This window comes from Ligilactobacillus agilis (assembly GCF_025311475.1).
GTDB classification, from domain to species: Bacteria; Bacillota; Bacilli; order Lactobacillales; family Lactobacillaceae; genus Ligilactobacillus; species Ligilactobacillus agilis.
The window spans coordinates 772460-796099 of record NZ_CP104397.1 but is presented as its reverse complement, the minus strand read 5'-3'; the positions used below and the strand labels follow the sequence as shown (position 1 = coordinate 796099).

General features: G+C 41.5%; 27 protein-coding genes. 4 read left to right on the top strand and 23 right to left on the bottom strand.

Annotation, left to right across the window (positions count from 1 at the left end; all coding sequences use genetic code 11):
• Positions 1-2: 2 nt before the first annotated feature.
• The 17 genes from yidD to N4597_RS03900 all read right to left on the bottom strand — a co-directional run bounded on the left by yidD (position 3) and on the right by N4597_RS03900 (position 14365).
• Positions 3-293 (bottom strand): membrane protein insertion efficiency factor YidD, encoded by a 291-nt coding sequence (gene yidD / locus N4597_RS03980; protein WP_089144869.1) that lies wholly within the window; start codon positions 291-293, stop codon positions 3-5.
• Positions 290-1276, bottom strand: a complete 987-nt coding sequence (gene mreB / locus N4597_RS03975) for a rod shape-determining protein (protein ID WP_050611999.1) — start codon at positions 1274-1276, stop codon at positions 290-292. Before mreB ends, yidD begins: the two co-directional genes overlap by 4 nt.
• A gap of 164 nt (positions 1277-1440) precedes the next feature.
• On the bottom strand, positions 1441-2748 hold the full coding sequence (gene murA / locus N4597_RS03970; protein ID WP_056976589.1) for a UDP-N-acetylglucosamine 1-carboxyvinyltransferase: 1308 nt from the start codon (positions 2746-2748) through the stop codon (positions 1441-1443).
• A 75-nt stretch (positions 2749-2823) separates the two neighbouring features.
• Positions 2824-3057 carry a DUF1146 family protein gene (locus tag N4597_RS03965; RefSeq protein WP_050611997.1) on the bottom strand — a complete coding sequence of 78 codons (234 nt, stop codon included), beginning with the start codon at positions 3055-3057 and terminating at the stop codon, positions 2824-2826.
• A 136-nt stretch (positions 3058-3193) separates the two neighbouring features.
• Positions 3194-3616: a F0F1 ATP synthase subunit epsilon gene (locus N4597_RS03960; protein ID WP_089145199.1), complete on the bottom strand. Its 423-nt coding sequence runs from the start codon at positions 3614-3616 to the stop codon at positions 3194-3196.
• A gap of 15 nt (positions 3617-3631) precedes the next feature.
• Positions 3632-5035: a F0F1 ATP synthase subunit beta gene (gene atpD, locus N4597_RS03955; RefSeq protein WP_260904747.1), complete on the bottom strand. Its 1404-nt coding sequence runs from the start codon at positions 5033-5035 to the stop codon at positions 3632-3634.
• A 24-nt stretch (positions 5036-5059) separates the two neighbouring features.
• Positions 5060-5998, bottom strand: a complete 939-nt coding sequence (locus tag N4597_RS03950) for a F0F1 ATP synthase subunit gamma (RefSeq protein ID WP_089145200.1) — start codon at positions 5996-5998, stop codon at positions 5060-5062.
• 18 nt (positions 5999-6016) lie between these two features.
• Positions 6017-7528 (bottom strand): F0F1 ATP synthase subunit alpha, encoded by a 1512-nt coding sequence (gene atpA / locus N4597_RS03945; RefSeq protein WP_089145201.1) that lies wholly within the window; start codon positions 7526-7528, stop codon positions 6017-6019.
• 26 nt (positions 7529-7554) lie between these two features.
• Positions 7555-8097 carry an ATP synthase F1 subunit delta gene (atpH, locus tag N4597_RS03940; RefSeq protein ID WP_260904743.1) on the bottom strand — a complete coding sequence of 181 codons (543 nt, stop codon included), beginning with the start codon at positions 8095-8097 and terminating at the stop codon, positions 7555-7557.
• Positions 8084-8611 (bottom strand): F0F1 ATP synthase subunit B, encoded by a 528-nt coding sequence (gene atpF / locus N4597_RS03935; RefSeq protein WP_056976583.1) that lies wholly within the window; start codon positions 8609-8611, stop codon positions 8084-8086. The genes atpH and atpF overlap by 14 nt, the downstream gene beginning before the upstream one ends.
• Before the next feature lie 44 nt (positions 8612-8655).
• Complete coding sequence (atpE, locus tag N4597_RS03930) at positions 8656-8877, bottom strand: F0F1 ATP synthase subunit C (protein ID WP_089145203.1); 222 nt, start codon at positions 8875-8877, stop codon at positions 8656-8658.
• 16 nt (positions 8878-8893) lie between these two features.
• Positions 8894-9604 carry a F0F1 ATP synthase subunit A gene (gene atpB, locus N4597_RS03925; protein ID WP_089145204.1) on the bottom strand — a complete coding sequence of 237 codons (711 nt, stop codon included), beginning with the start codon at positions 9602-9604 and terminating at the stop codon, positions 8894-8896.
• A gap of 516 nt (positions 9605-10120) precedes the next feature.
• Positions 10121-10750: a uracil phosphoribosyltransferase gene (upp, locus tag N4597_RS03920; RefSeq protein WP_050611985.1), complete on the bottom strand. Its 630-nt coding sequence runs from the start codon at positions 10748-10750 to the stop codon at positions 10121-10123.
• 80 nt (positions 10751-10830) lie between these two features.
• Entirely contained in the window at positions 10831-11841 is a 1011-nt protein-coding gene (locus N4597_RS03915; protein ID WP_170091548.1) for an L-threonylcarbamoyladenylate synthase, read from the bottom strand.
• Positions 11842-11855: 14 nt separating this feature from the next.
• Positions 11856-12695 (bottom strand): peptide chain release factor N(5)-glutamine methyltransferase, encoded by an 840-nt coding sequence (prmC, locus tag N4597_RS03910; RefSeq protein ID WP_260904737.1) that lies wholly within the window; start codon positions 12693-12695, stop codon positions 11856-11858.
• Positions 12688-13773: a peptide chain release factor 1 gene (gene prfA / locus N4597_RS03905; RefSeq protein WP_260904735.1), complete on the bottom strand. Its 1086-nt coding sequence runs from the start codon at positions 13771-13773 to the stop codon at positions 12688-12690. Before prfA ends, prmC begins: the two co-directional genes overlap by 8 nt.
• A gap of 1 nt (position 13774) precedes the next feature.
• Entirely contained in the window at positions 13775-14365 is a 591-nt protein-coding gene (locus N4597_RS03900; protein WP_172584355.1) for a thymidine kinase, read from the bottom strand.
• Positions 14366-14554: 189 nt separating this feature from the next.
• Between N4597_RS03900 and N4597_RS03895 the strand changes: the two genes are divergently transcribed.
• From N4597_RS03895 to N4597_RS03885, 3 genes are all read left to right on the top strand, one after another.
• Positions 14555-15904 carry a Mur ligase family protein gene (locus N4597_RS03895; protein ID WP_260904732.1) on the top strand — a complete coding sequence of 450 codons (1350 nt, stop codon included), beginning with the start codon at positions 14555-14557 and terminating at the stop codon, positions 15902-15904.
• Positions 15904-16605 carry a type 1 glutamine amidotransferase gene (locus N4597_RS03890; RefSeq protein WP_172573370.1) on the top strand — a complete coding sequence of 234 codons (702 nt, stop codon included), beginning with the start codon at positions 15904-15906 and terminating at the stop codon, positions 16603-16605. The genes N4597_RS03895 and N4597_RS03890 overlap by 1 nt, the downstream gene beginning before the upstream one ends.
• Before the next feature lie 121 nt (positions 16606-16726).
• The gene (locus tag N4597_RS03885) at positions 16727-17131 is read left to right on the top strand and encodes an NUDIX hydrolase (RefSeq protein WP_172579916.1); all 405 of its coding nucleotides are present in this window, start codon (positions 16727-16729) and stop codon (positions 17129-17131) included.
• Between the two features lie 46 nt (positions 17132-17177).
• Here N4597_RS03885 and N4597_RS03880 read toward each other — a convergent pair whose 3' ends face one another.
• The 4 genes from N4597_RS03880 to N4597_RS03865 are packed head-to-tail and all read right to left on the bottom strand — an operon-like array spanning position 17178 to position 20809.
• Positions 17178-18116: a nucleoside hydrolase gene (locus N4597_RS03880; RefSeq protein ID WP_056976575.1), complete on the bottom strand. Its 939-nt coding sequence runs from the start codon at positions 18114-18116 to the stop codon at positions 17178-17180.
• Positions 18117-18139: 23 nt separating this feature from the next.
• Positions 18140-19108, bottom strand: a complete 969-nt coding sequence (gene manA, locus N4597_RS03875) for a mannose-6-phosphate isomerase, class I (RefSeq protein WP_260904728.1) — start codon at positions 19106-19108, stop codon at positions 18140-18142.
• The gene (locus N4597_RS03870) at positions 19105-20133 is read right to left on the bottom strand and encodes a serine hydrolase domain-containing protein (protein WP_260904727.1); all 1029 of its coding nucleotides are present in this window, start codon (positions 20131-20133) and stop codon (positions 19105-19107) included. The genes manA and N4597_RS03870 overlap by 4 nt, the downstream gene beginning before the upstream one ends.
• Positions 20120-20809, bottom strand: coding sequence for a histidine phosphatase family protein (locus N4597_RS03865; protein ID WP_050611975.1), 690 nt, complete (start codon positions 20807-20809; stop codon positions 20120-20122). Before N4597_RS03865 ends, N4597_RS03870 begins: the two co-directional genes overlap by 14 nt.
• Before the next feature lie 156 nt (positions 20810-20965).
• Here N4597_RS03865 and N4597_RS03860 point away from each other — a divergent pair, with 156 nt between their 5' ends.
• A complete protein-coding gene (locus N4597_RS03860; RefSeq protein WP_089145214.1) occupies positions 20966-21295 on the top strand; it encodes a hypothetical protein in 330 nt (109 codons plus the stop codon).
• A gap of 81 nt (positions 21296-21376) precedes the next feature.
• On the opposite strand, the gene N4597_RS03855 is transcribed toward N4597_RS03860, so the two are convergent.
• Both N4597_RS03855 and N4597_RS03850 read right to left on the bottom strand, forming a co-directional pair.
• Positions 21377-22216, bottom strand: coding sequence for a YitT family protein (locus N4597_RS03855; RefSeq protein ID WP_260904726.1), 840 nt, complete (start codon positions 22214-22216; stop codon positions 21377-21379).
• 102 nt (positions 22217-22318) lie between these two features.
• Complete coding sequence (locus N4597_RS03850; protein ID WP_172579914.1) at positions 22319-23536, bottom strand: MFS transporter; 1218 nt, start codon at positions 23534-23536, stop codon at positions 22319-22321.
• Positions 23537-23640: the final 104 nt, after the last annotated feature.

Here is a 23640-nt window from a genome sequence, read left to right as displayed (position 1 = left end):
GATTACTCCTTATCGCTCTTTATTTCTCTGTAAGTTTTATCAGGATTACGCCTTAAGCTAAATTTATCAGGAACATAATCTATTCCGCCAGGAACAAAGGGATTACACCTTAGAATACGGCTAAATCCCATAATCAGCCCCAATATGGGTCCATGCTTTTCAATCGCCACAATAGTATAGGTTGAACAAGTCGGATAATACCTGCAACTAGGCGGAAATAAGGGAGATATCCACCCTTTGTAAAATCTTATCAGCCCAATTAAAATTCCTTTTAAAAGCTTACTTACTGTCATTTACCAGTTTGTTCCACCTTATCTAACAAGTAGCCTGTCCCTACAGCTACATCATCTAACGGTGAATCTGCTACCACCACCGGTACTTGTAATTGGTTAGAGAATAATTCGTCAATTCCATCTAAGAGTGCACCACCACCGGTTAAAACGATTCCCCGATCAATAATATCAGCCGCTAATTCAGGGGGAGTTTGGCTTAAAACTTCATGGGCAGCGATAATAACGGACATCATTGTGTCATGCAAAGCTTCTTCAATTTCGGCAGAAGTAACCGTAATTGATTCAGGCATTCCTTTAACCACGTCACGCCCCCGCACTTCCATTTCCTTATCGCGGTGGCCTTTAAGTACCGTCCCAATTTCAATCTTAATTTTTTCGGCCGTATGTTCACCGATTAAAAGCCCCCGTTTCTTGCGTAAGTAGGTAACAATATCTTGGTTCAGCTTATCACCTGCTACACGTAAGGACCGACTGACTACAATGTCACCTAGTGATAGGACAGCAATATCACTAGTCCCACCACCGATATCAATTACCATGTTTCCCTGTGGCTTAAAAATATCTAAACCAGCACCTACCGCTGCTACTTTGGGTTCTTCTTCCAAATAAACATTGCCCCCGCCAGATTTCTCTGCAGCTTGGCGAATGGCTTTTTTCTCAACTTCAGTGGTATTAGTTGGGCAACAAATCATAATGTTAGGCTTAGACATAAAGCCTTTTACATTTAATTTCTTGATGAAATAAGATAACATTTGCTCGGTCATATCAAAATCCGCAATTACCCCATCTTTTAAGGGTCTAATTGCCCGGATATTGCTTGGGGTCCGTCCCACCATTTTATATGCCTCAGAGCCAACTGCTAGCACCCTATTACTCATCGTATCTACCGCCACAACTGAGGGTTCATTTAAAACGATTCCCTTACCCTTAACGTTTATTAAAACATTGGCAGTACCTAAATCGATACCGATATCTTTGGCCATACTAAAACTCCTCTTTAATACTTTAATTTTACTAGGATTCACTTGTCATATATTTTTATGCATCGAAAGTATTATAACATGAACCAATACCGCTTGAAAAGTCAATCAAAAAGGTGTTTAACCACTGAACTTGCCTTATTTCAGTGGTTAGACACCTGTTTTTTTTACTTAATCAAATCACGTTGTAACCGGTACTCTACATCACCAGTAACATCATTTATCCGTTTAATTTCGGCCCCTAAAGCTGCTAGCTTTTGGTGGAAGTGATAGTAGCCCCGGTCTAAGTATTGAAGGTGGGTTACTTGGGTAATGTTTCTTGCCACTAAGCCGGCTAAAATCAAAGCTGCAGCTGCCCGTAAATCAGTTGCAGCCACTTCAGCACCATTGAAGTCAGTTGGTCCATACAAGATAACCGTATTTCCCTCCACCTTAAAGTCAGCGTTCATCCGTCTCAGTTCTTCTAAGTGCATAAAGCGATTTTCAAAGACTGTTTCTGTTAATAGACTCGTGCCACTAGCAGCCAACTGAAGAATGGACACCTGCGGTTGCATGTCCGTTGGGAACCCTGGGTGTGGCAAGGTTTTCACTACTACTGGCTTTAACTTATCCGGGCCAATAATTCTGATTCCCCTTGCCTCTTCTTTAACGGTAACACCCATTTCTTCTAATTTAGAAATTAACGGGATGTTGTGTTCAGCGATGGCATCCTTGATAAGTACATTTCCCTTAGTCAAAGCCGCTGCCACCATGAAGGTTCCTGCTTCAATCCGATCCTGAATAATTGCATGCTCAGTTCCGTGAAGCTCATCTACCCCTACAATCTTGATGGTTTCTGTTCCGGCGCCTTTTACATTAGCCCCCATTTTATTTAAAATGTTAGCCAAATCAACAATCTCAGGTTCACGGGCAACATTTTCGATTACAGTGGTTCCCTTAGCCAAGGTGGCGGCCATCATAATATTTTGCGTAGCCCCAACACTTGGAAAATCAAGGTAGATATTGGCCCCCACTAAACCATCTGTGCTGGCCTCAATGTAGCCATCATGCCGTTTTATCTTAGCACCTAGAGCTTCTAAGCCTTTTAAGTGCAAATCAATTGGGCGCGAACCAATTGCACAACCACCGGGCATTGCAACCTTGGCATGATTTAGCCGTGCCAAAAGTGGACCCAAGACTACGATTGAAGCCCGCATTTTAGAAACATACTTAAAGGGTGCTTCATAAGATAGTTTACCGGTTGCATCAAGTTCAATTGTTTTACTTGCCTCATCCATGCCAACTTCTACGTTCAAAAAGCGAATAACGTTATTCATCGTATACACATCAGACAAAATAGGTACGTTTGTTAACACAGTCCGTCCCTTGGTTGGAAGAATTGCAGCCGCTAAAATAGGCAACACCGCATTCTTAGCCCCTTCTATTTCTACTTCGCCTTCCAACCTACGACCACCACGAACAATAATTTTTTCCAAGATAATTCCTCCATTAACACAGCACTAATACTGGCTTTTACAGCTTTTTGTAATTAAAATTTACCGACAGCCAATCTAGCTAATGAGGTAGACTAGGTTGCGTGCGCTATCAATAAAATTCAAGAAAAATTCACTACAACCAAAACCAACTGCTACGGATAGCATTACTATGACCAATTTAAATTTACCTTGACGTTCTGGTGTAATGTAACGATCTAACCTTAATGATTGAAACCCCATAAAGGCTAACGTTATAAAAATAAAGTGGCTCACTAATGTAATTAGCGCCAAATATCCATAATATTGCATAACATTACCTCGTTAAGAATTCGTGATAATCATAGCATAAACTTTACTTTTAGTCACTAAAATTTTCTAATTTAAGTAAAGACTTAAACTTTAGTAAAAAAGGCATCGACCCGGAAGGTCAATGCCTTTTAGCTAACTATCTATGACTAGAAATACTAATCCGGTTAACAGCACGACGCAAGGAAACTTCCGCCCGCTTCAGTTCGTCAACATTGTGACTTTCCTTAGCTTGTGCAATCCGCTTTTCAGCGCGTTCCTTAGCCCGTTGTGCACGGTTAGTATCAATATCTTCACTTTTTTCTGCAGCTGAAGCCACAATCGATAAAGTGTTATCGGAAAATTCCATAAAACCCCCGCTAACGGCGATTTCATCAAACTTTTCTTCACCTTTACGAACACGAACCCTATCAATCGCAAGGGCAGCTAAAGTTGGAATGTGGTTGGGCATAATCCCAATTTCACCAACCGTTGTCTTGCAAACAACTAGGTCTGTAGTCGCATCATAAACACTGCCATCGGGTGTAACGATATTTACGGTAATAACAGATTTAGCATCCATCTTACGCTACCCCCTTTATTGGTTTGCTAATTTCTTGGCTTTTTCAACTACATCTTCGATTGGTCCAACTAAACGGAAAGCTTCTTCTGGAAGGTCATCGTACTTACCTTCTAAGATTTCTTTGAAGCCCTTAACCGTTTGTTCAACTGGAACATATGAACCTGGCAAACCAGTAAATTGTTCAGCAACGTTGAAGCTTTGTGACAAGAAGAATTGGATTCTCCGAGCCCGAGCAACGATAACTTTTTCTTCATCAGAAAGTTCATCCATCCCTAAGATAGAGATAATATCTTGTAATTCACGGTAACGTTGCAAGATATGTTGAACTTCGGTTGCAACTTGATAGTGTTCTTCCCCAACAATTTCTGGAGAAAGGGCACTAGAAGTAGAAGCCAATGGATCCACGGCTGGGTAAATACCTTGTTGAGTCAAGGCACGTTCCAAGTTAGTGGTTGCATCCAAGTGGGCGAATGTAGTTGCAGGCGCAGGGTCAGTGTAGTCATCGGCAGGAACATAAACCGCTTGAATAGATGTAACTGAACCCTTCTTAGTTGATGTAATCCGTTCTTGCAATTGACCCATTTCAGTTGCCAAAGTTGGTTGGTAACCTACGGCAGAAGGAATCCGACCTAAAAGGGCAGAAACTTCTGACCCGGCTTGAGTAAACCGGAAAATGTTATCAATGAACAAGAGCACATCTTGACCTTCAACATCACGGAAGTATTCCGCAATTGTCAACCCTGTTAAGGCAACCCGCATCCGGGCTCCAGGAGGCTCATTCATTTGTCCGAATACCATAGCTGTTTTTTCTAAAACGCCAGATTCTTTCATTTCAAAGTACAAGTCATTACCTTCACGGGTCCGTTCACCAACACCAGTGAACACTGAAATCCCGTTGTGTTCTTGGGCAATGTTGTGAATCAACTCTTGGATCAAAACGGTCTTACCAACACCGGCACCCCCGAATAACCCAATCTTACCACCCTTAATGTAAGGGGCAAGTAAGTCAATAACCTTAATCCCAGTTTCAAGGATTTCTGTACTTGTATTTAATTGATCATAGGCAGGAGCATCACGGTGGATTGGATCACGCCGGTGATCTTCTGCAAATTCTTCGCCATTATCGATGGTTTCACCTAAAACATTAAATACCCGTCCTAAAGTATCTTCCCCAACAGGAACACTAATTGGTGCGCCAGTATCAACAACTTTGGCTCCACGTTGAAGCCCGTCAGTTGAATCCATGGCGATTGTTCTCATAACACCGTCACCTAATTCAAGCGTAACTTCGATGACCAAGACAGAGCCATCTTCACGCTTAACATGTAAGGCGTTGTTAATGTCGGGTAAAGCTTCGTTAAGAGGGAATTGTACATCGACAACAGGTCCGATAATTTGAACTACTTTACCAAGACTCATTTCGTTAAATTCCTCCTGTTATTCTTATTCTAAGGCAGCCTGTGCACCAGTAATTTCTGTGATTTCTGTCGTAATTGCACTTTGACGCGCCCGGTTATATTGCAACTCTAAACTTGCAATTAAATCCTTAGCGTTATCAGTAGCAGACTTCATGGCCGTTGAACTAGAAGCATGTTCCGATGTTTTCGCATCTAAAATTGCCCCGTAAACCAAACTTTCAGCATATTGAGGTAACACTACCTCTAAAATTGCATCTTGTGAAGGTTCCGTTTCATAATCTGCCATCAAGCCATTTTCATCAGGAGTATTAAAATCATCGCTCCCCATGTTTTCAGCAGAAATTGGTAACATCTTTTCTGCACGAAAGGCAGATGTTAAGGTGTTAACAAAGTGGTTATAGCAAACATACAACTCATCGTATTGACCATTACTATACATTGTAACGATTGCATTAACGATTGGCCGTACCTCCCGGAAAGTTGGAATATCCTTTACTCCCCGGTATTCGTAACCTACTTCATAGCCACGTTTCTTAAAGAAATCAGCACCAGTACCACCGATTGCTAGAATAACTACGTTATCCTTGTTGCGTTCTTCACTATTAACCAATGACATCGTTTGCTTAATAACATTGCTGTTATAACTGCCCACTAAGCCACGGTCAGAAGTGATAACCACAACCCCTGTTTTTTTGACGGGACGTTGCTTTAACATTCCCAAAGTATTGATTTTGCCATCTTGACTAGTCTCACTCTCGCCGGTTGCAGCAGAGTCTAATAGGTGAGACTTAGCCAAATGAGTGATGACACTACGAATCTTTTGTGCATAGACCTGGTAACTGACAGCGTGCTTTTGAATTTGACTCAATTTAGCTGTTGAGACCATCTGCATGGCTCCGGTAATTTGCCCGGTCTTTTTAGTTGATTCGATTCGACGTTTAACTTCTTGCAAAGAAGCTGGCATCAGCTCTCACCACCCTTTCTATTTAGCACTAGCTTGAAATGTTTGTGCAAAATCTTTGATAGCGGCATCAAGCTTAGCTGTATCAGGTAACTGACCACTAGTCTTGATTTCAGCAAGTAAATCTTGATGGTTAGCATCAAAGAAATCAAAGAGTTGGTCTTGGAATGGTAAAATATCGTCCACAGCCACAGTATCTAAGAAACCGTGTGTTAAGGCGTATAAAATTACAACTTGCTTTTCAACTGGAAGTGGTTTGTGAAGTGGTTGCTTCAAAACTTCCACTGTCCGCCGACCACGGTTTAACTTACCTTGAGTTGCTTCATCCAAGTCAGAACCAAATTGTGCAAATGATTCCAATTCACGATAAGAAGCAAGGTCCAAACGTAAGGTCCCGGCAACTTTCTTCATTGCCTTAATTTGCGCTGCCCCACCAACCCGGGAAACAGATGTCCCGGCATCAATTGCGGGCCGAATTCCTGAGTAGAAACTATCACTATTCAAGAAGATTTGTCCATCGGTAATTGAGATAACGTTAGTTGGAATGTAGGCAGAAACGTCCCCGGCCTTAGTTTCGATAAATGGTAAGGCAGTCATAGAACCGCCACCTAATTCATCACTTAACTTAGCTGCCCGTTCTAGTAAACGAGAGTGTAAGTAGAAGACATCCCCAGGGTAAGCTTCACGACCAGGAGGACGACGTAAAATCAAGGAAAGTTCCCGGTAAGCATCGGCTTGTTTTGATAAATCATCGTAAACAATCAAAACGTGCTTACCGTTATACATGAATTCTTCCCCCATGGCAGCCCCTGCATATGGTGCTAACCATAGCATTGGTGCAGGAGATGAAGGACCAGCAGAAACAACGATAGTGTATTCCATTGCTCCGTAGCGACGTAAGGTTTCTACCTGTGTTCTAACAGTAGATTCCTTTTGACCAATCGCAACGTAAATACAAATCATATCTTGGTCTTTTTGGTTTAAGATGGTATCGATGGCAACAGAAGTCTTACCAGTCTTTCTGTCCCCGATAACCAATTCACGTTGACCACGACCGATAGGAACTAACGCATCGATTGCTTTTAACCCTGTTTGTAATGGTTCAGCAACAGATTGCCGTTCCATAACACCAGGTGCCTTTCTTTCAACAGGACGGGTCTTAGTGGTCTTAATTTCACCAAGTCCATCCACTGGTTGTCCCAATGGGTTAACAACCCGGCCAATCAATTCTTCCCCAACTGGGACTTCCATGATTCGACCTGTCCGCTTAACAGTATCGCCTTCACGAATACCTTTATAAGCACCTAAAATAACAATCCCGACATCGTTGGCTTCCAAGTTTTGAGCCATTCCGTATGTGCCGTTTTCAAACTCTAGCAATTCACCAGATAAGGCATTATCCAACCCGTTGGCCCGGGCAATCCCGTCACCAACGTATGTTACAGTACCAACTTCAGCAACTTCTAATTGGTCTTGATAACCAGCAAGCTGTTGCTTGATTAAAGCACTGATTTCTTCAGCCTTAATGCTCATAAAAGTCTCACCTCTTTTAAAATTACTTATTTCAATAATAACCGCTTAATGCGTTCAATCTTTGTTTTAATCGAGCCATCATAAATATAGCTTTTCGATTGTAAAACAACTCCACCGATGATACTCTCATCAATTTGCGGATTAACGATGACTTTCTTAGCACCAACAAGCTTGGCAAATGAATCACTGAGTTTGTCTTCTTGTTCTTTGTCTAATTCAATCGCAGTAGTGACCTTAACCCTTACTACTTTTTCATATTCATCGTATAAATTATTAAATGCATCAATAATTGCAACTAGGTTTGCAATCCGACCGTAATCATAAGCCATCATGACTAAATTCTTAGTCAAAGCAGATGCTCCCTCAGTCATAGCATTTATCATAGCCAGCTTTGCTTCCGGTTTAATTGCCGGACTGGCCATAAAGGTCATAAATTGTGGTTGTGCAAGTAAACCCCTCTTTAACTCATTAAGCTCCAAACTTAAATCTTTCAATTGCCCTTTTTCTTGAGCAACTTCAAACAAGGCTTGGCTATAACGACGGGCTACTGTTGGATTATCTAATGCCATTTTGCTTCCCCAACCCTTCGATGTATGAATCTACTAGTGCTTTTTGATCAGCCGCACTCAATTCTTTTTGAATGATCTTCGAAGCAATTTCAATAGATAATTCAGCCACATCATTTTTGACACTGGCTAATGCTTCTTGACGTTCTTGTTGAATATCTTTCTTAGCATTGGCCTTCATTGTGACAACTTCATCATGAGCCGCACTAACGATGGTAGCCTTTTGTTGTTCACCGTTTTGCTTAGCACGGTTAACAATTTCAGAAGCTTCAGTGCGTGAAGCTTGTAAGGCTTCTTCCCGCTTTTGAGCTAAATCTTCAGCCTTCTTGCGTGATTCTTCTGCAGCATCAATATCAGTTGCAATCTTAGTGGCCCGTTTTTCCATCATTTCGGTTACAGGTCCCCAAGCAAACTTCTTAATTAGTGCCATCAAAATAATAAATAGTACTAGGTAAAATAAGAAGTCACCCCAAGCAAAGCCTTCTTCAGCAGCTCCTAAAAGAAATGTTGAATTCATCTATTGACACCTCCTTACTTTAGTATTTAAAACAAGTCCTTTGTTTATTGGAACACAAGTAAGAATGAGATAACAATTGCCATGATAGGAACAGCTTCGATCAAACCAACACCGATGAACATGTTTGTCCGTAATTGACCTGATAATTCAGGTTGACGTGCCATACCTTCAAGCATCTTTGAAATAACTAAAGCATTACCGATACCTGCACCAATTGCAGCACCTGCAGCTGCTAAACCTGCACCAATTAATGTTAATGAACCCATTTGAGAATCCTCCTCATTATTCTTTTTCAATCTTTTGTGAAATGTATACCATTGTTAACGTTGTGAAAACAAAGGCTTGGATACTTCCGATGAAGACTGAGAAACCTTGCCAGATTAATTCCAACACGGAAGCTGGAATAAAGACAAACGCATTAATCTTTGCTAACTTATAAATCAGGGTTAGCAAAATTTCACCGGCGAAAATATTACCATAAAGACGTAACGCCAAGGTAATAAAGTTAGTAAACTGCTCGAGAATGTTAATAGGTAACAAAGCTTTCATTGGACTCATGAACGTATTCACAAAGTAACCTTTAAAGCCGAACTTCTTAACACCCATGTAATGAGCTAGCAAGAATACGATAAATGCTAGCGTCATTGTCGTCATTGGCATTGAGGTCGGACTTTTCATAAAGTTATAATCATTGTAAGAAACTTCAATTGCCAAGCCCAACTGGTTTGCAACAAAGATAAACACAAATAGTGTAAATGCTAGCAAGCCATAGCTTTTTCCCGCTTCATCCGGAATCGCACTTTTTACAATGCCATTTGTAAAATCGATAATCCATTCTAAGAGATTCTGTCTCCCACTTGGCTTCATTTGAATATTACGTGAAAGCCAAAAAACCAAACAAAAGACAAGGATAGCCGCAACAGTTCCTGAAATAATGTTGGACAAGTTAAACGGAATCCCTAGAAAAGTCACGATTTGGGTCTTTTCATCCACCGGGGTTTCACCTCTTTTCCTAAATTGTCAAAAATGGTTAAACATCAACCAAAATAAGATAGAAAGATTCAAGTTTGAAAAGCTTGAATACAAATGAAATAATACCACCATTTCAATGAAAATACAAAGGCAAAATTAGCTTTCTGTCGCTGTAAACCGGTTATTAATTGGGCTTTATTTAGAATTAATTAAAAAACTAAACTTGTATATCCCAGTCATAAAAAGCCATCATTCGGCTTCTTATAGCCAATTACTCCAGTAAGCATAATCTATTTTTATATCCTAACATAAGTAAATATTTTATTTAATTTACATATTATAGTTAGCATATGCTTTAGCTTTATAAAAATATTATTCTAGCCGTCATCGCCCTGTATAATAGTTAATAACTAATAGAAACCATTACCACATTCTTAAATAAGAGCTTGGTTTCGTTTTCAAAAAATTTCATTTTTTAGCAAATAAAAAAGCCACAAACCTAGTACGGTTTGTAGCTTTAAACCTCAACTTAGATACTTACTTAGTCCCGAATAAACGGTCACCAGCATCCCCTAAGCCAGGGATAATGTAACTATTTTCATTTAGCTTTTCATCCAAAGCGGCTGCAAAGATATCAATATCTGGATGAGCTGCTCGTAAAGCTTCGACCCCTTCTGGAGCGGCCACTAAACAAACAAACTTAATTGAACGTGCGCCCCGCTTCTTCAAGGCATCTACGGCCATGATAGCTGAGCCACCTGTTGCAAGCATTGGATCGACGATAAACATTTCACGATTTTCTAAGTCATCTGGCATCTTGACAAAGTATTCGTGTGGTTTCATTGTTTCTTCATCACGATACATTCCGATGTGACCAACCTTAGCGGCAGGAATTAATTCTAAGATGCCATCAACCATCCCTAAACCAGCCCGTAAAATGGGAACAATTACCACTTTTTTACCGGCTAACCGCTTTTGCACAGTCTTACCCATTGGGGTTTCGATTTCAACATCTTCTAAAGCCATGTCCCGCGAAACTTCATAAGCCATTAATTCAGCAATTTCATTTACACATTGACGAAATTCACGCGTCCCACAGTTCTTGTCCCGAATGATTGTCAACTTATGTTGGATTAAAGGATGATCCAAAACTTCAAATTTTCCCACGTTCAACACTCCTCAAAAAAATTTTAAACCATAACTATTTTAGCCGATAGCGCTAAACATTACCAGTTAAAAATCCCTAATTATGCCTCAAAAAATTGATTACCCGCTGCCTTTTTCAACCGGTTCATGTAAGCTTCACCCAGGCCTTCTTCTGGATAGGCTGGCGCTAAAATCCATTTAACCTCGGCCTGGTCATCAAAGTAACGCAAGCCAGCGAATAAATGCTGACTGGCAGTAACTACATCGGCTCCTAAATCATACGTATTCAAACCAGGCGCCCGGCTAATAACTTGCGGGCTAGCCATTATCCCAACTGAATTTGCGTGGTCTTTTGCCCAAGCCAAGGCGGCATCCCACTTGTCTTGAGCCACAATCAACACTTGGGCTGCCGGTGCATAATGCTTATACTTCATCCCTGGAGCCTTAGGCACCTCATTTTGACCTACATGGTGTTTATCAGAAATAACCTCCTGACCCAAAACAGCCGCGATTTCTTGCGGACTGACTGCTCCCGGCCGTAAAATTGTAGGTTGCTTGCTAGACATATCTAAAATAGTCGATTCGACCCCTACACTAGTCGGACCATCATCTAAGACCCCGGCAATTCTTCCTTCTAAGTCATGGTAGACATGTTGAGCAGTTGTCGGGCTTGGCTTACCAGACGAATTAGCAGATGGCCCTACTAACGGCACCCCGGCCTCAGCGATTAAAGTCCGCGTCAACTGATTAGCTGGACACCGAAAGGCAGCCGTCTTTAAGCCCCCAGTAACCGCTTTGGGTAAACTGCCGTCTTTAATTGGAAAAACCATCGTCAGCGGTCCCGGCCAAAATTTATCCATTAATTTAACCGCAGCTTCGGGAAGTTCACCGGTATACTTCTTAACCATTTCGCGTGATGCAACCGTCACAATCAAGGGATTATCGGAAGGACGGCCCTTAGCTAAATAAACCCTTTTTACCGCTTGTTCATTAGTTGCATCAGCTCCTAACCCATAAACCGTTTCAGTTGGAAAGGCAATTAGTTCTCCTAAGGTTAATTCTTTTGCAGCTTGTTTGACCTCACTTGGTTGGTATATTTTTGTAATTAACATGTTGATCCCTTCTTTTAAAATTCTACTTTAATCATCCGATCATGCCCGGTTATATCCTGCTTAACCGTAACTTGTGCCCGTGGAAATTCCTGTAAAAATAGTGCCTGTACTTGCTTAGCCTGGCTAAAACCTATTTCTAAGTATAAACGCGCCTTAGGCTGCAAGTAAGGTCGGATTTCTTTAGCCAAACGTTCATAAATTGCTAGACCATCTTTAGCCGCAAATAAAGCCAACGCGGGTTCATAGCGTTTAACACTTTCGTCCATTAAATCCGCTTCGCGTTTAGGAATGTAAGGGGGGTTAGACACAATCACATCGTAGCGTCCAACTAACGGTGTTAATAAATCACCTTGTTTCAGTTCAACGTCTAACCCCAAGGCATGGGCATTATTTCTAGCAACCGCCAAGGCAGCTTCGGAAATATCAGTTAAACTTACATCCCAACTTGGTTTTTTTGACTTCAAAGCTAGTCCAATCGCCCCTGTGCCAGTTCCAATGTCAGCTACCCGTAAGTCTTTTTTAGCTTGCAAATCCGTTAGGATAAAATCAACTAGTTCTTCTGTGTCCGGACGGGGAATTAACGTCGCCGGAGTTACTTGCAATTTAAGCCCATAAAAACTGGTACTACCTAGCAAATATTGGGGCGGGTAGCCCTGACACATCTTTTTAACGTTAGTCTGAAACTTTTCCCAAGCGGTAGCTGGCATCTCACGTTGATAATTACTCAGTAACTGGGCTAAGGTCCAATTCAGTTGCCCTAGTAACAAGAAGTCGACATCCTCTTTTAAGTACCCATGCTCCGCACTAAAAGAAAAAGCCCATTGCTGAGCTTTAAAATAGGTCATCTTAGGCATCTTGTAATTTCTCCAAGGCCTTAGTTTGGTCAAAGAGGATTAAGGCGTCAATAACATCCTCTAACTCACCGTTCATAATCCGGTCTAACTTGTTTAGCGAAAGACCAATCCGGTGATCAGTCACCCGGTTTTGAGGGTAGTTATAGGTTCTGATTCGTTCGGAACGATCCCCAGTCCCAACGGCTGACTTTCTGTTTTCATCATAGGCATCTTGTTCTTGAGAAGCATAGTAGTCATAAACCCGGGCCTTTAAGATTTTCATTGCCTTTTCACGGTTCTGTTGTTGTGATCGTTGGTCTTGCATAGCCACCACAATCCCAGTTGGTAAGTGGGTCATCCGGACGGCTGAAGACGTCTTGTTGATGTGCTGTCCACCAGCACCGGATGAACGGTAAACGTCGACCCGAATATCCTTTGGATCTAATTCAATCTCAACGTCTTCTGCTTCAGGCATAACTACCACTGTTGCCGTTGACGTGTGGACCCGTCCAGCTGATTCAGTCACAGGCACCCGTTGGACCCGGTGAGCGCCACTTTCATATTTCAACTTAGAGTAAACATTCTTACCGTTAATCAACATGGCTACTTCTTTAAAACCACCAACTTCGGTCATATTACGATCGATAACTTCGATTGACCAACCTTGGCGTTCTGCATACTTAGAATACATATTAAACAAATCACTAGCAAATAAGGAGGCTTCGTCACCACCGGCAGCCCCCCTAATTTCCATGATGATGTTTTTATCATCATTAGGGTCCTTAGGAATCAACAAAATCTTGATTTCTTCTTCTAAGGCTTGCTTTTCGTCCTTAGAATCAGCCAATTCAGCCTTGACCATTTCTGTCATTTCATCATCGTCAAGTCCTTCGTTAAGCATTTCTTCGTCGTCGCTAATTCGTTGGCTAACTTCTTTATATTGGTTATACTTTTCAACCGTCTCACGTAAATCGGCCATTTCCTTAGATAGTTCTGTAAAACGCTTAGTATCAGCGATTACTTCTGGATCCGACAATAATTCACCTAATTCTTCATAGCGGTCTTCTAGCATTTGTAACCGGTCAAATAATTTATCCATTTTATTCTCCTTTACTCATCATTTCTAAATCAGGGTTAAAATAATGCCGACGGCAAACTGGATAATAGGCCTCATTTCCCCCAATTTGAATTTGTTCCCCAGCATAGACTGGCTGATTGTTATGCACCCGTAAATTCATCGTTGCCTTCTTCTGGCAGAACCAGCAAATCGTTTTCATTTCTTCTATTTTATCGGCATACAACAGCAAATATTTTGACCCCTCAAATAATTCATTACGGAAATCATTTTTCAAGCCAAAGGTCATAACAGGAATTCCCAATTCATCCACGATTTTAGTCAGTTCTAGCACATGATGCTTTTGTAAAAATTGCGCCTCATCAATTAGAATACAATCTGCATCAGCATTATGTTTAATTACTTCGTCATAAATGTTAGTTTGACTAAAGACCGGCAAGGCTTTGCGCTTCATTCCAATCCTACTTGAAACATAGCCAACCTCGTCACGATCATCCAGGCCACTTGTTAATATAATTACCTGTTTGTCCTGTTCTTCATAGTTATGGGCAACCTTTAAAATCTCAATCGTTTTACCACTATTCATCGCACCATAACGAAAAAAAAGCTGTGCCACTTTTTTCACATCCCAAATTTAGTCTTTCCTTTTTAGTATAGCTTAACCTTTCTGTGAATACAAATAGAAAAAATCCCCTAAGAAACACCGCTTTTTTAAAAATAGCTAATAATCAAAACTTTTTGCTAGCTTATTAATTAAGATGTGCTAACATTTAGATATTAAGTTAAAACAAGATGAGGAATGTTTATGTCTATCAAAAGTTCACTAGCAATTAGTGCTGGTAAAAGTTCATATTGGTTTTTACACAAATTTTTGCACGGCGGAACTGCCTTACCCGGAAAAATTACCCTGCAACTTGATCCGGACGTACTAAAAAGTTTAGCCAAAGATTATGAAATCGTCATTATCACCGGAACCAATGGAAAGACTTTGACAACCGCTTTAACCGTTAAGGTACTAAGACAAAAATACCCTAACCTATTGACTAATCCCAGCGGTTCTAATATGAAACAGGGAATCGTAACTGCCTTTTTGACCCATAAGAAAGCCAAAAGTGGCAAAAATTTAGCCGTCCTAGAAACGGATGAGGCTAACGTTCCCCTTATTTCTCAATACATTAAACCAAGCGCCTTTGTGCTGACTAACTTATTTAGGGACCAAATGGACCGTTATGGTGAAATCTACACGACCTACGAAAAAATCTTAACTGGGGTGAGGATGCATCCAGACGCCACCATCATTGCCAATGGGGATGCCCCTATTTTCAATAGCGTTGAGTTACCTAACCCAGTTATCTACTATGGTTTTGACCACCACGCTGATTACGACCAAAAGGCCCCTGCCAATACGGATGGCTTACTGTGTCCCAAATGCCAACGCATCTTGGCCTATAAAAATTTGACTTACAGCAACCTAGGTAAGTACTACTGCCCTAACTGTGGTTTTAAACGGCCCGAGTTAACCTATAAAGTTACTAAGCTAATCAGCCAAAGCCCACAAGCTTCCAAGTTTGAAGTAAACGGCCAGCCGCTTACGCTTCATATCGGTGGGACCTATAATATCTATAATGCCTTAGCCGCCTTTGCGGTTGGAGCTCACCTAGGTGTTAGCCCAGACTTAATTCAAGCCGCCCTAGACGATCCTGACGAGAAGGTTTTTGGACGCCAAGAAGTTATTAAGCTTGCTGATAAGGAACTGACTTTAATCCTAGTCAAAAATCCCGTCGGGCTTGATCAAGTCTTAGAAATGATAAAAACCGACCCCGAACCCTTTTCTTTAGCGGTCTTATTAAATGCTAACTATGCAGACGGAATTGACACCTCCTGGATTTGGGATGGTCGCTTCGAAGACCTACCGTTTGAGCGGATTCCCGCCGTTTTAACCGGGGGTGAGCGGTATAAAGATATTACTTTTAGAATGCGCGTGGCCGGTGTACCTGAGGCAAACTTTGACCAAGAGCCTAAATTAGAGGCCGTTTTAGCCAAGGTTAAACAGATGCCTACTAAACACGTCTATGTACTTGCAACCTATACCGCCGTCTTACAGTTACGTAAACTACTAGCAAGCGAAGGTTATATTAAGGGAGGGATGGAATAATGACTTACTCATTACACGTTGCCCACCTATACGGTGATTTAATGAACACTTACGGAGACATCGGGAATATTTTAGTTTTAAATTATTACGCTAAAAAAATTAACGTCACCCTAACTTCAGAAGTGGTCTCCCTAGACCAAACTTTTGACCCCACTAAATTTGATTTAGCCTTGTTTGGCGGCGGTCAAGACTACGAGCAAGTGATTGTTTCTAAGGACATTCAGAGTAAAAAAGCTGCCCTAACCTCTTTTATTGAAGATAACGGCCCCGTTTTAGCAATTTGTGGTGGTTATCAGCTTTTAGGCCAGTATTATATTGGCGCTAATGGTCAGAGAATCGAAGGTATCTCAGCCTTACCTCACTATACAAAGAGCCAAGACCATAACCGCTTTATCGGTGATATTGATATCAAAAACGAAGAGACTGGTGAAGTTTACGTTGGCTTTGAAAACCATAACGGGGTCACTTACCTCGGTGCTGGCGAACGGCCTTTAGGTAAAGTCTTAACCGGCCACGGTAATAATGGCCAGGATCAAACTGAAGGTGCAATCTATAAGAACACCTTTTGTTCATACTTCCACGGGCCAATTTTAGCTAGAAATCATAATCTAGCCAAACGAATTTTGTTACTAGCATTAAAACGTAAATACCCTCAAGCTGATTTTAGTCAAGCGGAAGCTACGCTAGCGCAAATTGACTAAGGCATTCCCCTAGGTTAACTCGCTAACCTAGGGGATTTTTAGTGCTTAAACCCTAGCCAAACCGTAAAAGATGTGCGATAATTTATGGACTTACCACTTATAATTACGCGGGGGAAAGCGCATGGAAAATAGGTTAATCGCACATAGTCTCATCAAAGCTCATGGGAAATACTTAGTAATTAGGCGAAATAAGATTAAACGCGGACAAAAAAATGTTTACCCTGCTCATTGGGACATTCCTGGCGGCCGGGTCGAGGTTGGTGAATTACCAAGAATGGCCGCCATTAGAGAATGTCGTGAAGAAGTTGGATTAGAGATTGAACTCGAAAACATTCTCCATGAAGATAGCAACTTAGACGGACAACTAGTGTTTACTAGACTGGTTTATGCCGCCCACCTACTGGTAGATTCAAAAACTGATGTCAATCTAGACTTTGAAGAGCATGACCAGTACAGATGGATTACCGGGTTAGGCGACTTAGCCGGTGAAAATGTTGTTCCTTATTTACAAAGCCTGCTCAAATAAAAAACAAAGCAACCTCTGACGCAAGCTAGAAGTTGCTTTGTTGTGCTTACTGGGCACGCTTAGCTAATTCCATAATCGTTTCAAAAAAGCTATCATGATCAACATCGTATACTAATTTAGCCTCACGCCCATTTTCGCTTAAGTAGGTCCGACCATCACTAGGTGCTTGGGTCATAACGTCACACTTAATTTCTTTTTCCTTAACCAAATCAGGCTTATATAGACTGCAAGTCGTCAAAACATCCCAAAGGTAATAGGTTGAGTTAGTAGGAAAATCGCGTAACTCCGGTACAAAGGCGTAACTATTTCCAATAAAATCAAGGCCAATGTAGCGCCGGTTTTTAGCCCAGCTAAGGCGAATATCATTAGTCAAGGGTACATTATTAGTGCTTTCTAGTGCCACCATTGTTAGGGGAATCTTGGAATCAAAAACTGTTTTAACAGCCTCTGGATCCCAGAAAGCATTCCATTCCTGGGTACCATCACAATCGGGTTCGGCCACATTACCTTCCTTCAAAAACGAACCTCCCATCCAGCGCAATTCTTCAATCTTATCGGCAATTACCGGCTTTAATTCTAAAGCCATAGCTAAATCTGTTAAGGGGCCGGTAAATAGTAAGGTTACCTTTTCTGAACTAGCCTCTAGTTTGTCAATTAAATCCAAGTGAGCCGGCTTAGCTGCTACCGGAGTTACTATCTTACCGCTCTCGTTTAAAATTGGCAATGCATTCTCCGAGTAAGCATCTAATCGCCATTCCTTTGGAAAAGGATGAACTGCCCGGGCATTTGAGTTAGCTACTGCTAATTTCTTAGTTGGTGCAAAGCGATCAATTACTTTGCGACTAGCTTCACTAGCTGGTTGCAAGTAAGAATCAGCTCCCATAACACCAACCCCGATTAGGTCAACTGATTCCATCTGCAAGAGTAAAAAGAGAGAAATAATGTCGTCAACGCCACCATCATGACTAAAATATACTTTTTTCATCTATAATTCTATCCTTTCCTAAGCTAGGCCTTCTTACCTGGAACGGAAGCAATTAGCGTTAGCGTTCCTTCTAGCTGCCACTCTTTGACATCATTTGGCAAGATAAAGTGTTGCCCCTTTTGTAACTCATAGTCTATACCGGCTACGGTTAGCTTGCCACTACCAGCAATCACAGAAACCAAGGTATAAGGTTCATCACTATTGCGGATTAGACTTCCGGCTTGACCAGCTAATTGCCAACGCTGAACCTTAAAGAAGTCAGTATCTACAAAGGTCGTTACCTCAATTCCAGCCACCTGTTTCACTTCACAGTTTAGCTTAGGGTCAACGTGGGGAACGTTGATAACGTCAATTGATTGTTGTAAGTGCAATTCACGCTTTTGGCCCGTCTTTTTATCAACCCGATCAAAGTCGTACAGGCGATAAGTTGTATCAGAACTTTGCTGGGTTTCTAATACCATAATTCCCTTACCGATTGCATGCACGGTCCCACTAGGAACGTAAAGAAAGTCGCCGGCTTTGACTGGGACCCGTCTTAATAAGTGTTGCCAGTCTCCAGCTTCAATCAGTTGCTTTAACTCTGCTTTAGTTTGGGCGTGGTGACCATAAATCATTTCTGCTCCCTCATCAGCAGCTAAAACATACCAACACTCCGTTTTGCCCAACTCACCTTCATGTTTTAATGCGTAATCATCATCTGGGTGGACTTGCACAGATAAGTCATCACGTGCATCTAAAATTTTAGTTAATAAGGGAAAAACATCACCCTTGGCGTTTCCAAAAACTTCCCGGTGTTGTTGCCAAAGCTCAGCTAGATTCAAGCCTTGGTAGGGGCCATTTTCAATTACAGCCGGTCCGTGAGGGTGAGCCGAAATTGCCCAGCATTCCCCGGTAGTGTCACTAGGAATTTCATAGCCAAATTCCGTTTTGAGGCGCTTACCACCCCACATTTTTTCTTGAAAATAAGGTTTTAAAAATAGTGGTGCTGTCATTTGCTTCCATCCTTTTCATAAAAATATTTTTCACGTAAATATTGTCCCAAAAGTAATTCACGCTGGGCTAAAAAAGCCTGGTTGTTACCAGCGGGGTGTACCCGGTTAGTTAGCAAAATTAGTGCATCTTGATTGGCCTGGTCTATTAATAGCATCGTCCCGGTATAACCAGTGTGATAAAGGCAAGCTTGGTTTTGCCAAGTGTACCGTAAATCCCAACCAAGCGAACGACCATCGTGCCCACTAGGAGTCCAATCCTTAAAAAGAGCGCTTACCATTTTAGAATCAAGTGGCCCTGGCGTAGAGTCTGGTTGTAAGAGCCACTGGCTAAACTTAACCATATCATGTAAGGTCATGAACAAGCCAGCAGAACCACAATGCTCTTTTAGGGTGTAGGCCTTAGGGTCGTGCACCTGCCCTCTAATTAAACCACGTTTAGCCGTCAATTCAGTTGGAACCGCTAAGCTTAGAGGTGGATTAAAGGTACTTTGACTCAATCCTAACCTAGCTAGAACTTCTTTTTCAATCACCCTTTGGACCGGTTGCTGATAAAAGCTCTCTATGATTTCTCCTAAAAAAATCAGCCCAATGTCCGTGTAAACGACCCTTCTCCCTAAATCGCTACCAACTTTAAGTTGATGCAAGGCTGCTAACAAGGCAGCAGGACTTAGTTCATCACGATTTTTTATGTAACCACTAATGGCCGAAGTGTGCGTTAATAAATGCCTAATGGTAACCCGGGAGTCCTTAAAGGCCGGTAAATATTTGGTAACCGCATCATCGACTCCCAGCCGACCACTGGCTATTAACTTTAAAATTACGGTAGTAGTACCTATGACCTTAGTCAAAGATGCTAAGTCGTAATACATGCCCGGTCTTAACTTTTCTTTGGTTGGTTTTAACTGGGCTAAACCAAATACCCCGGTTTGAAGTTGGCCTTGGTGTAAATAGGCATAGCTTACCCCAGGAACTACCTGCTTTGTGACTAGCTCGTGAATTAATGCAGTGGTTTTAGGATATAGCATCCTTAGCCATCCCCTTATCATCTAACTTCATTCTGTTAACGTATATAACCTTAAACTTGCCATTTTCATAGTCAACCCGACTAGCCCGTGAATTATCTAATAAAAAGAGGGGCACCTCACCTTCCAGACTCTCAATAAAGTTGGACAAAATCAACCCGTGGGTAACAATTAAGATGTTTCCTCCCTTATCTTGGTACTGATTTCCAATATTGGTTAGTGCACGGGTCATCCTCAAAGTAAGGTGATCAGCATCTTCAATCACTTCATTCCCATCTAGGGAACGGAAAAGCTCTGTCAATTCAGCCACATGTTCTTCATTAAGTAGCGCTTGCAAAATTCGCCGTAACCCCAAAGCTTTTAAGGCCTTGGGAATCATCTTAGTATTCTTAGCCTCTTCAAACTTACCAAAGCTAATTTCACGTAAATCAGGATCTTGATAAACGGGCGGGTAATAGGCCTCGTTTTCATCGATAATATACTGAGCCGTTTTTTGTGTTCGCTTCAAATCACTCGTATACACCGCTTCAAACTTAATCTGCTTTAACTCTTGACCTAACCTTTTGGCCATCCTAATCCCCTTTTTGGTTAACGGCGAGTTGGTCACTCCTTGGAGTCGTCTCTTCTTATTTAGCTTGGTCTGTCCGTGCCTTACTAGGTAAAAGTGTACTACCGCCACTAAAAGCCCCCCTTTCTTCTTACACATAATAATTATATACTTTGCCTTAGATGGTTTCAAAATTTATTTCTTTAGGTTAACCGTTTTCAATTTTAGCTTTACCTAAAAAAATGTTACAATTAAGAAAAACTAAGCACGTATAAGGGGGAGCAACCCGTGGCAAGTAACTCTGATTCTATTTTTTATGTCCTCTCTTATTTGAGACGACACCCTGAGGCTTTCTACTTTGCTAAAAATAAATACGATAACGTCGTTCAAATTTTTATTAAGGATGATTTACAGATAGCAGACGCTGACATCTATTTTCCACAAAACCGCTTGATGGTTAACCGCCTGCAAGACGACTTTTTAGCCCAACACGGTAATTTATTAGATCATTTTTGGGAGCAAAGTGGTCACCGACCAAGTGGCTACCATGAAGTTTGGGCAACAAGCAGCCACTTAATCGACAGTAACGTTTTCTTAATCGAATTATCCTACGAATAAAGCTTAAACTAATAGCGCTGAAGGTGACATCAATATCACACCTTCAGCGCTTATTTTCTTCACTAACTCACTTACAAACAATCACATTCCCCACTTACCGCCGTGAACCTTGGTTACCTGCGAGGTTACTATAAAGGCCTGCGGATCGATTTCGTGGATACTAGTAATCAACCGCCCGTAATCCTGACGATCTACAATTAACAATAGCTGTTGGCGTGGGGTTTGGCTGTAACCACCAACCACATCGTAAACAGTCAAGCTACTATTTTCTGCTAACAACGCTTCCTTAATTTGAGGAAGCAAGTCGTTACTTAGAATCTGAACTTGATATTTCAAGTCCAAACCAGCTTCCGTATAGCGCATCACTAAGGCAGTCACCACTTGGGAAAAAGCAGCCAAGAAAAAAGCATTCAAGCCGGCTACAAAAACGTTCATTAAAATGACGGTTAGATCAATTAACATTAAGCTAAAAGCCGTATCTAAGTAAAAATATTTTTTTAAGATTAATGGTGGGACCGTCGTTCCCCCACTAGAAGCGTTTACTCGATACAGCAGCGCGACCGCAAAGCCCATTAGCACCCCACCGATAATAACGGCTAACAACTCATTATCGGTCACCTTAAAACTCGGGGTTATTTTCATTAGTAACGGTAATAATAAACTCCCTACCGTAATATTTTTAACCACTTTCCGCTCTAAGAACACCCCCGCCAAGACAATCATGGCCAGGTTACAAACTAAGACTGTTAACGACCTGTCAATTTGCCAGACTGCTTCCACCAAGATGGCAATCCCAGTCGTTCCCCCCGCGGCAATGTCTATAGGAGCGTAAAAAAAGTTAATACTTAAAGCAATAATCTCTAAGGCAACTAAAAACACTAACCAGCGTCCCCAGCGGTATTTCCGTATTCTATTTGTCATTCAAACATCCTTTCAGTCTGTCCTTTTAGAAACATTTCTTATAATAAGCATAACAAAAAACTGACCTTGTGTAAAATTTAGCAAAGTCAGTTTGAAAAGATTTTATTTAGTTTTAATTTGTTGAACCTTAGCTCCAGCTACCAATAATAAGTTAACAAACACTAAGCTAGCAGTCACTAAGAAAACATATTGATAATCTAGCGCACTGGATACGAGCGAACCCATCAAAGGTCCAATCACCCCACCCGCAGCTTGAAAGGACTGGTTGTAACTAAAAATTCGGCCAAATGATTTGGCGGGAACATTAATAGTCAGCGCGGTTTGAACAGCCGGTAGCAAGGCTGCATTAGCTACCCCTAGTAAAAAGCGCCAAAAGGCCAATAGCCAAGGGGAATCCGTCGTAAACATTGGAATAAATAGCAGAGTAGCAGCTAATAAACCGACCATCAACACCTTCAAAGGACCAACTGCATCCATCTTATGTCCTAACCAAGAAGCCACTAATAAGGTTCCAAACCCTGGGGTGGCCGCAACAATCCCACTCACAAATGAAACGTTGCCGTGATTATGCATTAATTCTTTCACCAATAGACTAATAATTGGCGAAATTGACATCAGTGACGACTGTACAATCAGTGTCGTCAAGAACATGATAATAATTAAGCCCGGTTTTTCCAGGTCCGCAAACATTTGTCTCATTGGTTGCATTTCCTTTTTAGAAATAGGCTTAAAATGCTCCGTCGTATTAAATAGTGTCATCAAAAAGGCCAAGGCCATACAAACTCCGGTAATATAAAAGGGAATTCGGTAGCCAAAGGTATCGGCTAATGCCCCTCCAAATAAAGGGCCTAACAGGTTACCGGTCACACCCGCTGTCATAATCATGGTCATCACAGACCCAGACTTACTCCGCGGTGTTTCTCCCGCGATAAAAGCAGTCGCATTATTGATATAGCCAGAAAATAGCCCTTGGGTTAGTCTCAGTGCGATTATCATCCACACATTAACTGCCATCCCCGTTAAGAAAATTGTAATTGCCATTACTCCGGAAGCACGCAAACACATCAACTTCCGCCCCTTCCGATCCGCCAGGCTCCCCCAATAAGGCGAAATTAATGCCTGGGTTAAAAAGGTTCCCGCAAAGGCAATCCCAGAATAGATATTTAGTTGCCACCGACTAAAGTTACCAATTGACGAAATAAACAGTGGTAAAAAGGGCATCGTCATTGAAGCACCTAACCCAGTCATAAAGCAGCCAAACCAAAGGGCGATAAAAGTTTTGCGCCAGGTCGAAGGCATCTTTTCACCTTCAGTTACCATAAAAACATATCCTTTCACAATAAATCTGTCGATAACTACTATCCTAACACCAATTAGTTAACCTTGCACGCTACTTTTATAAATTTTTGTTAAACACTACTAAA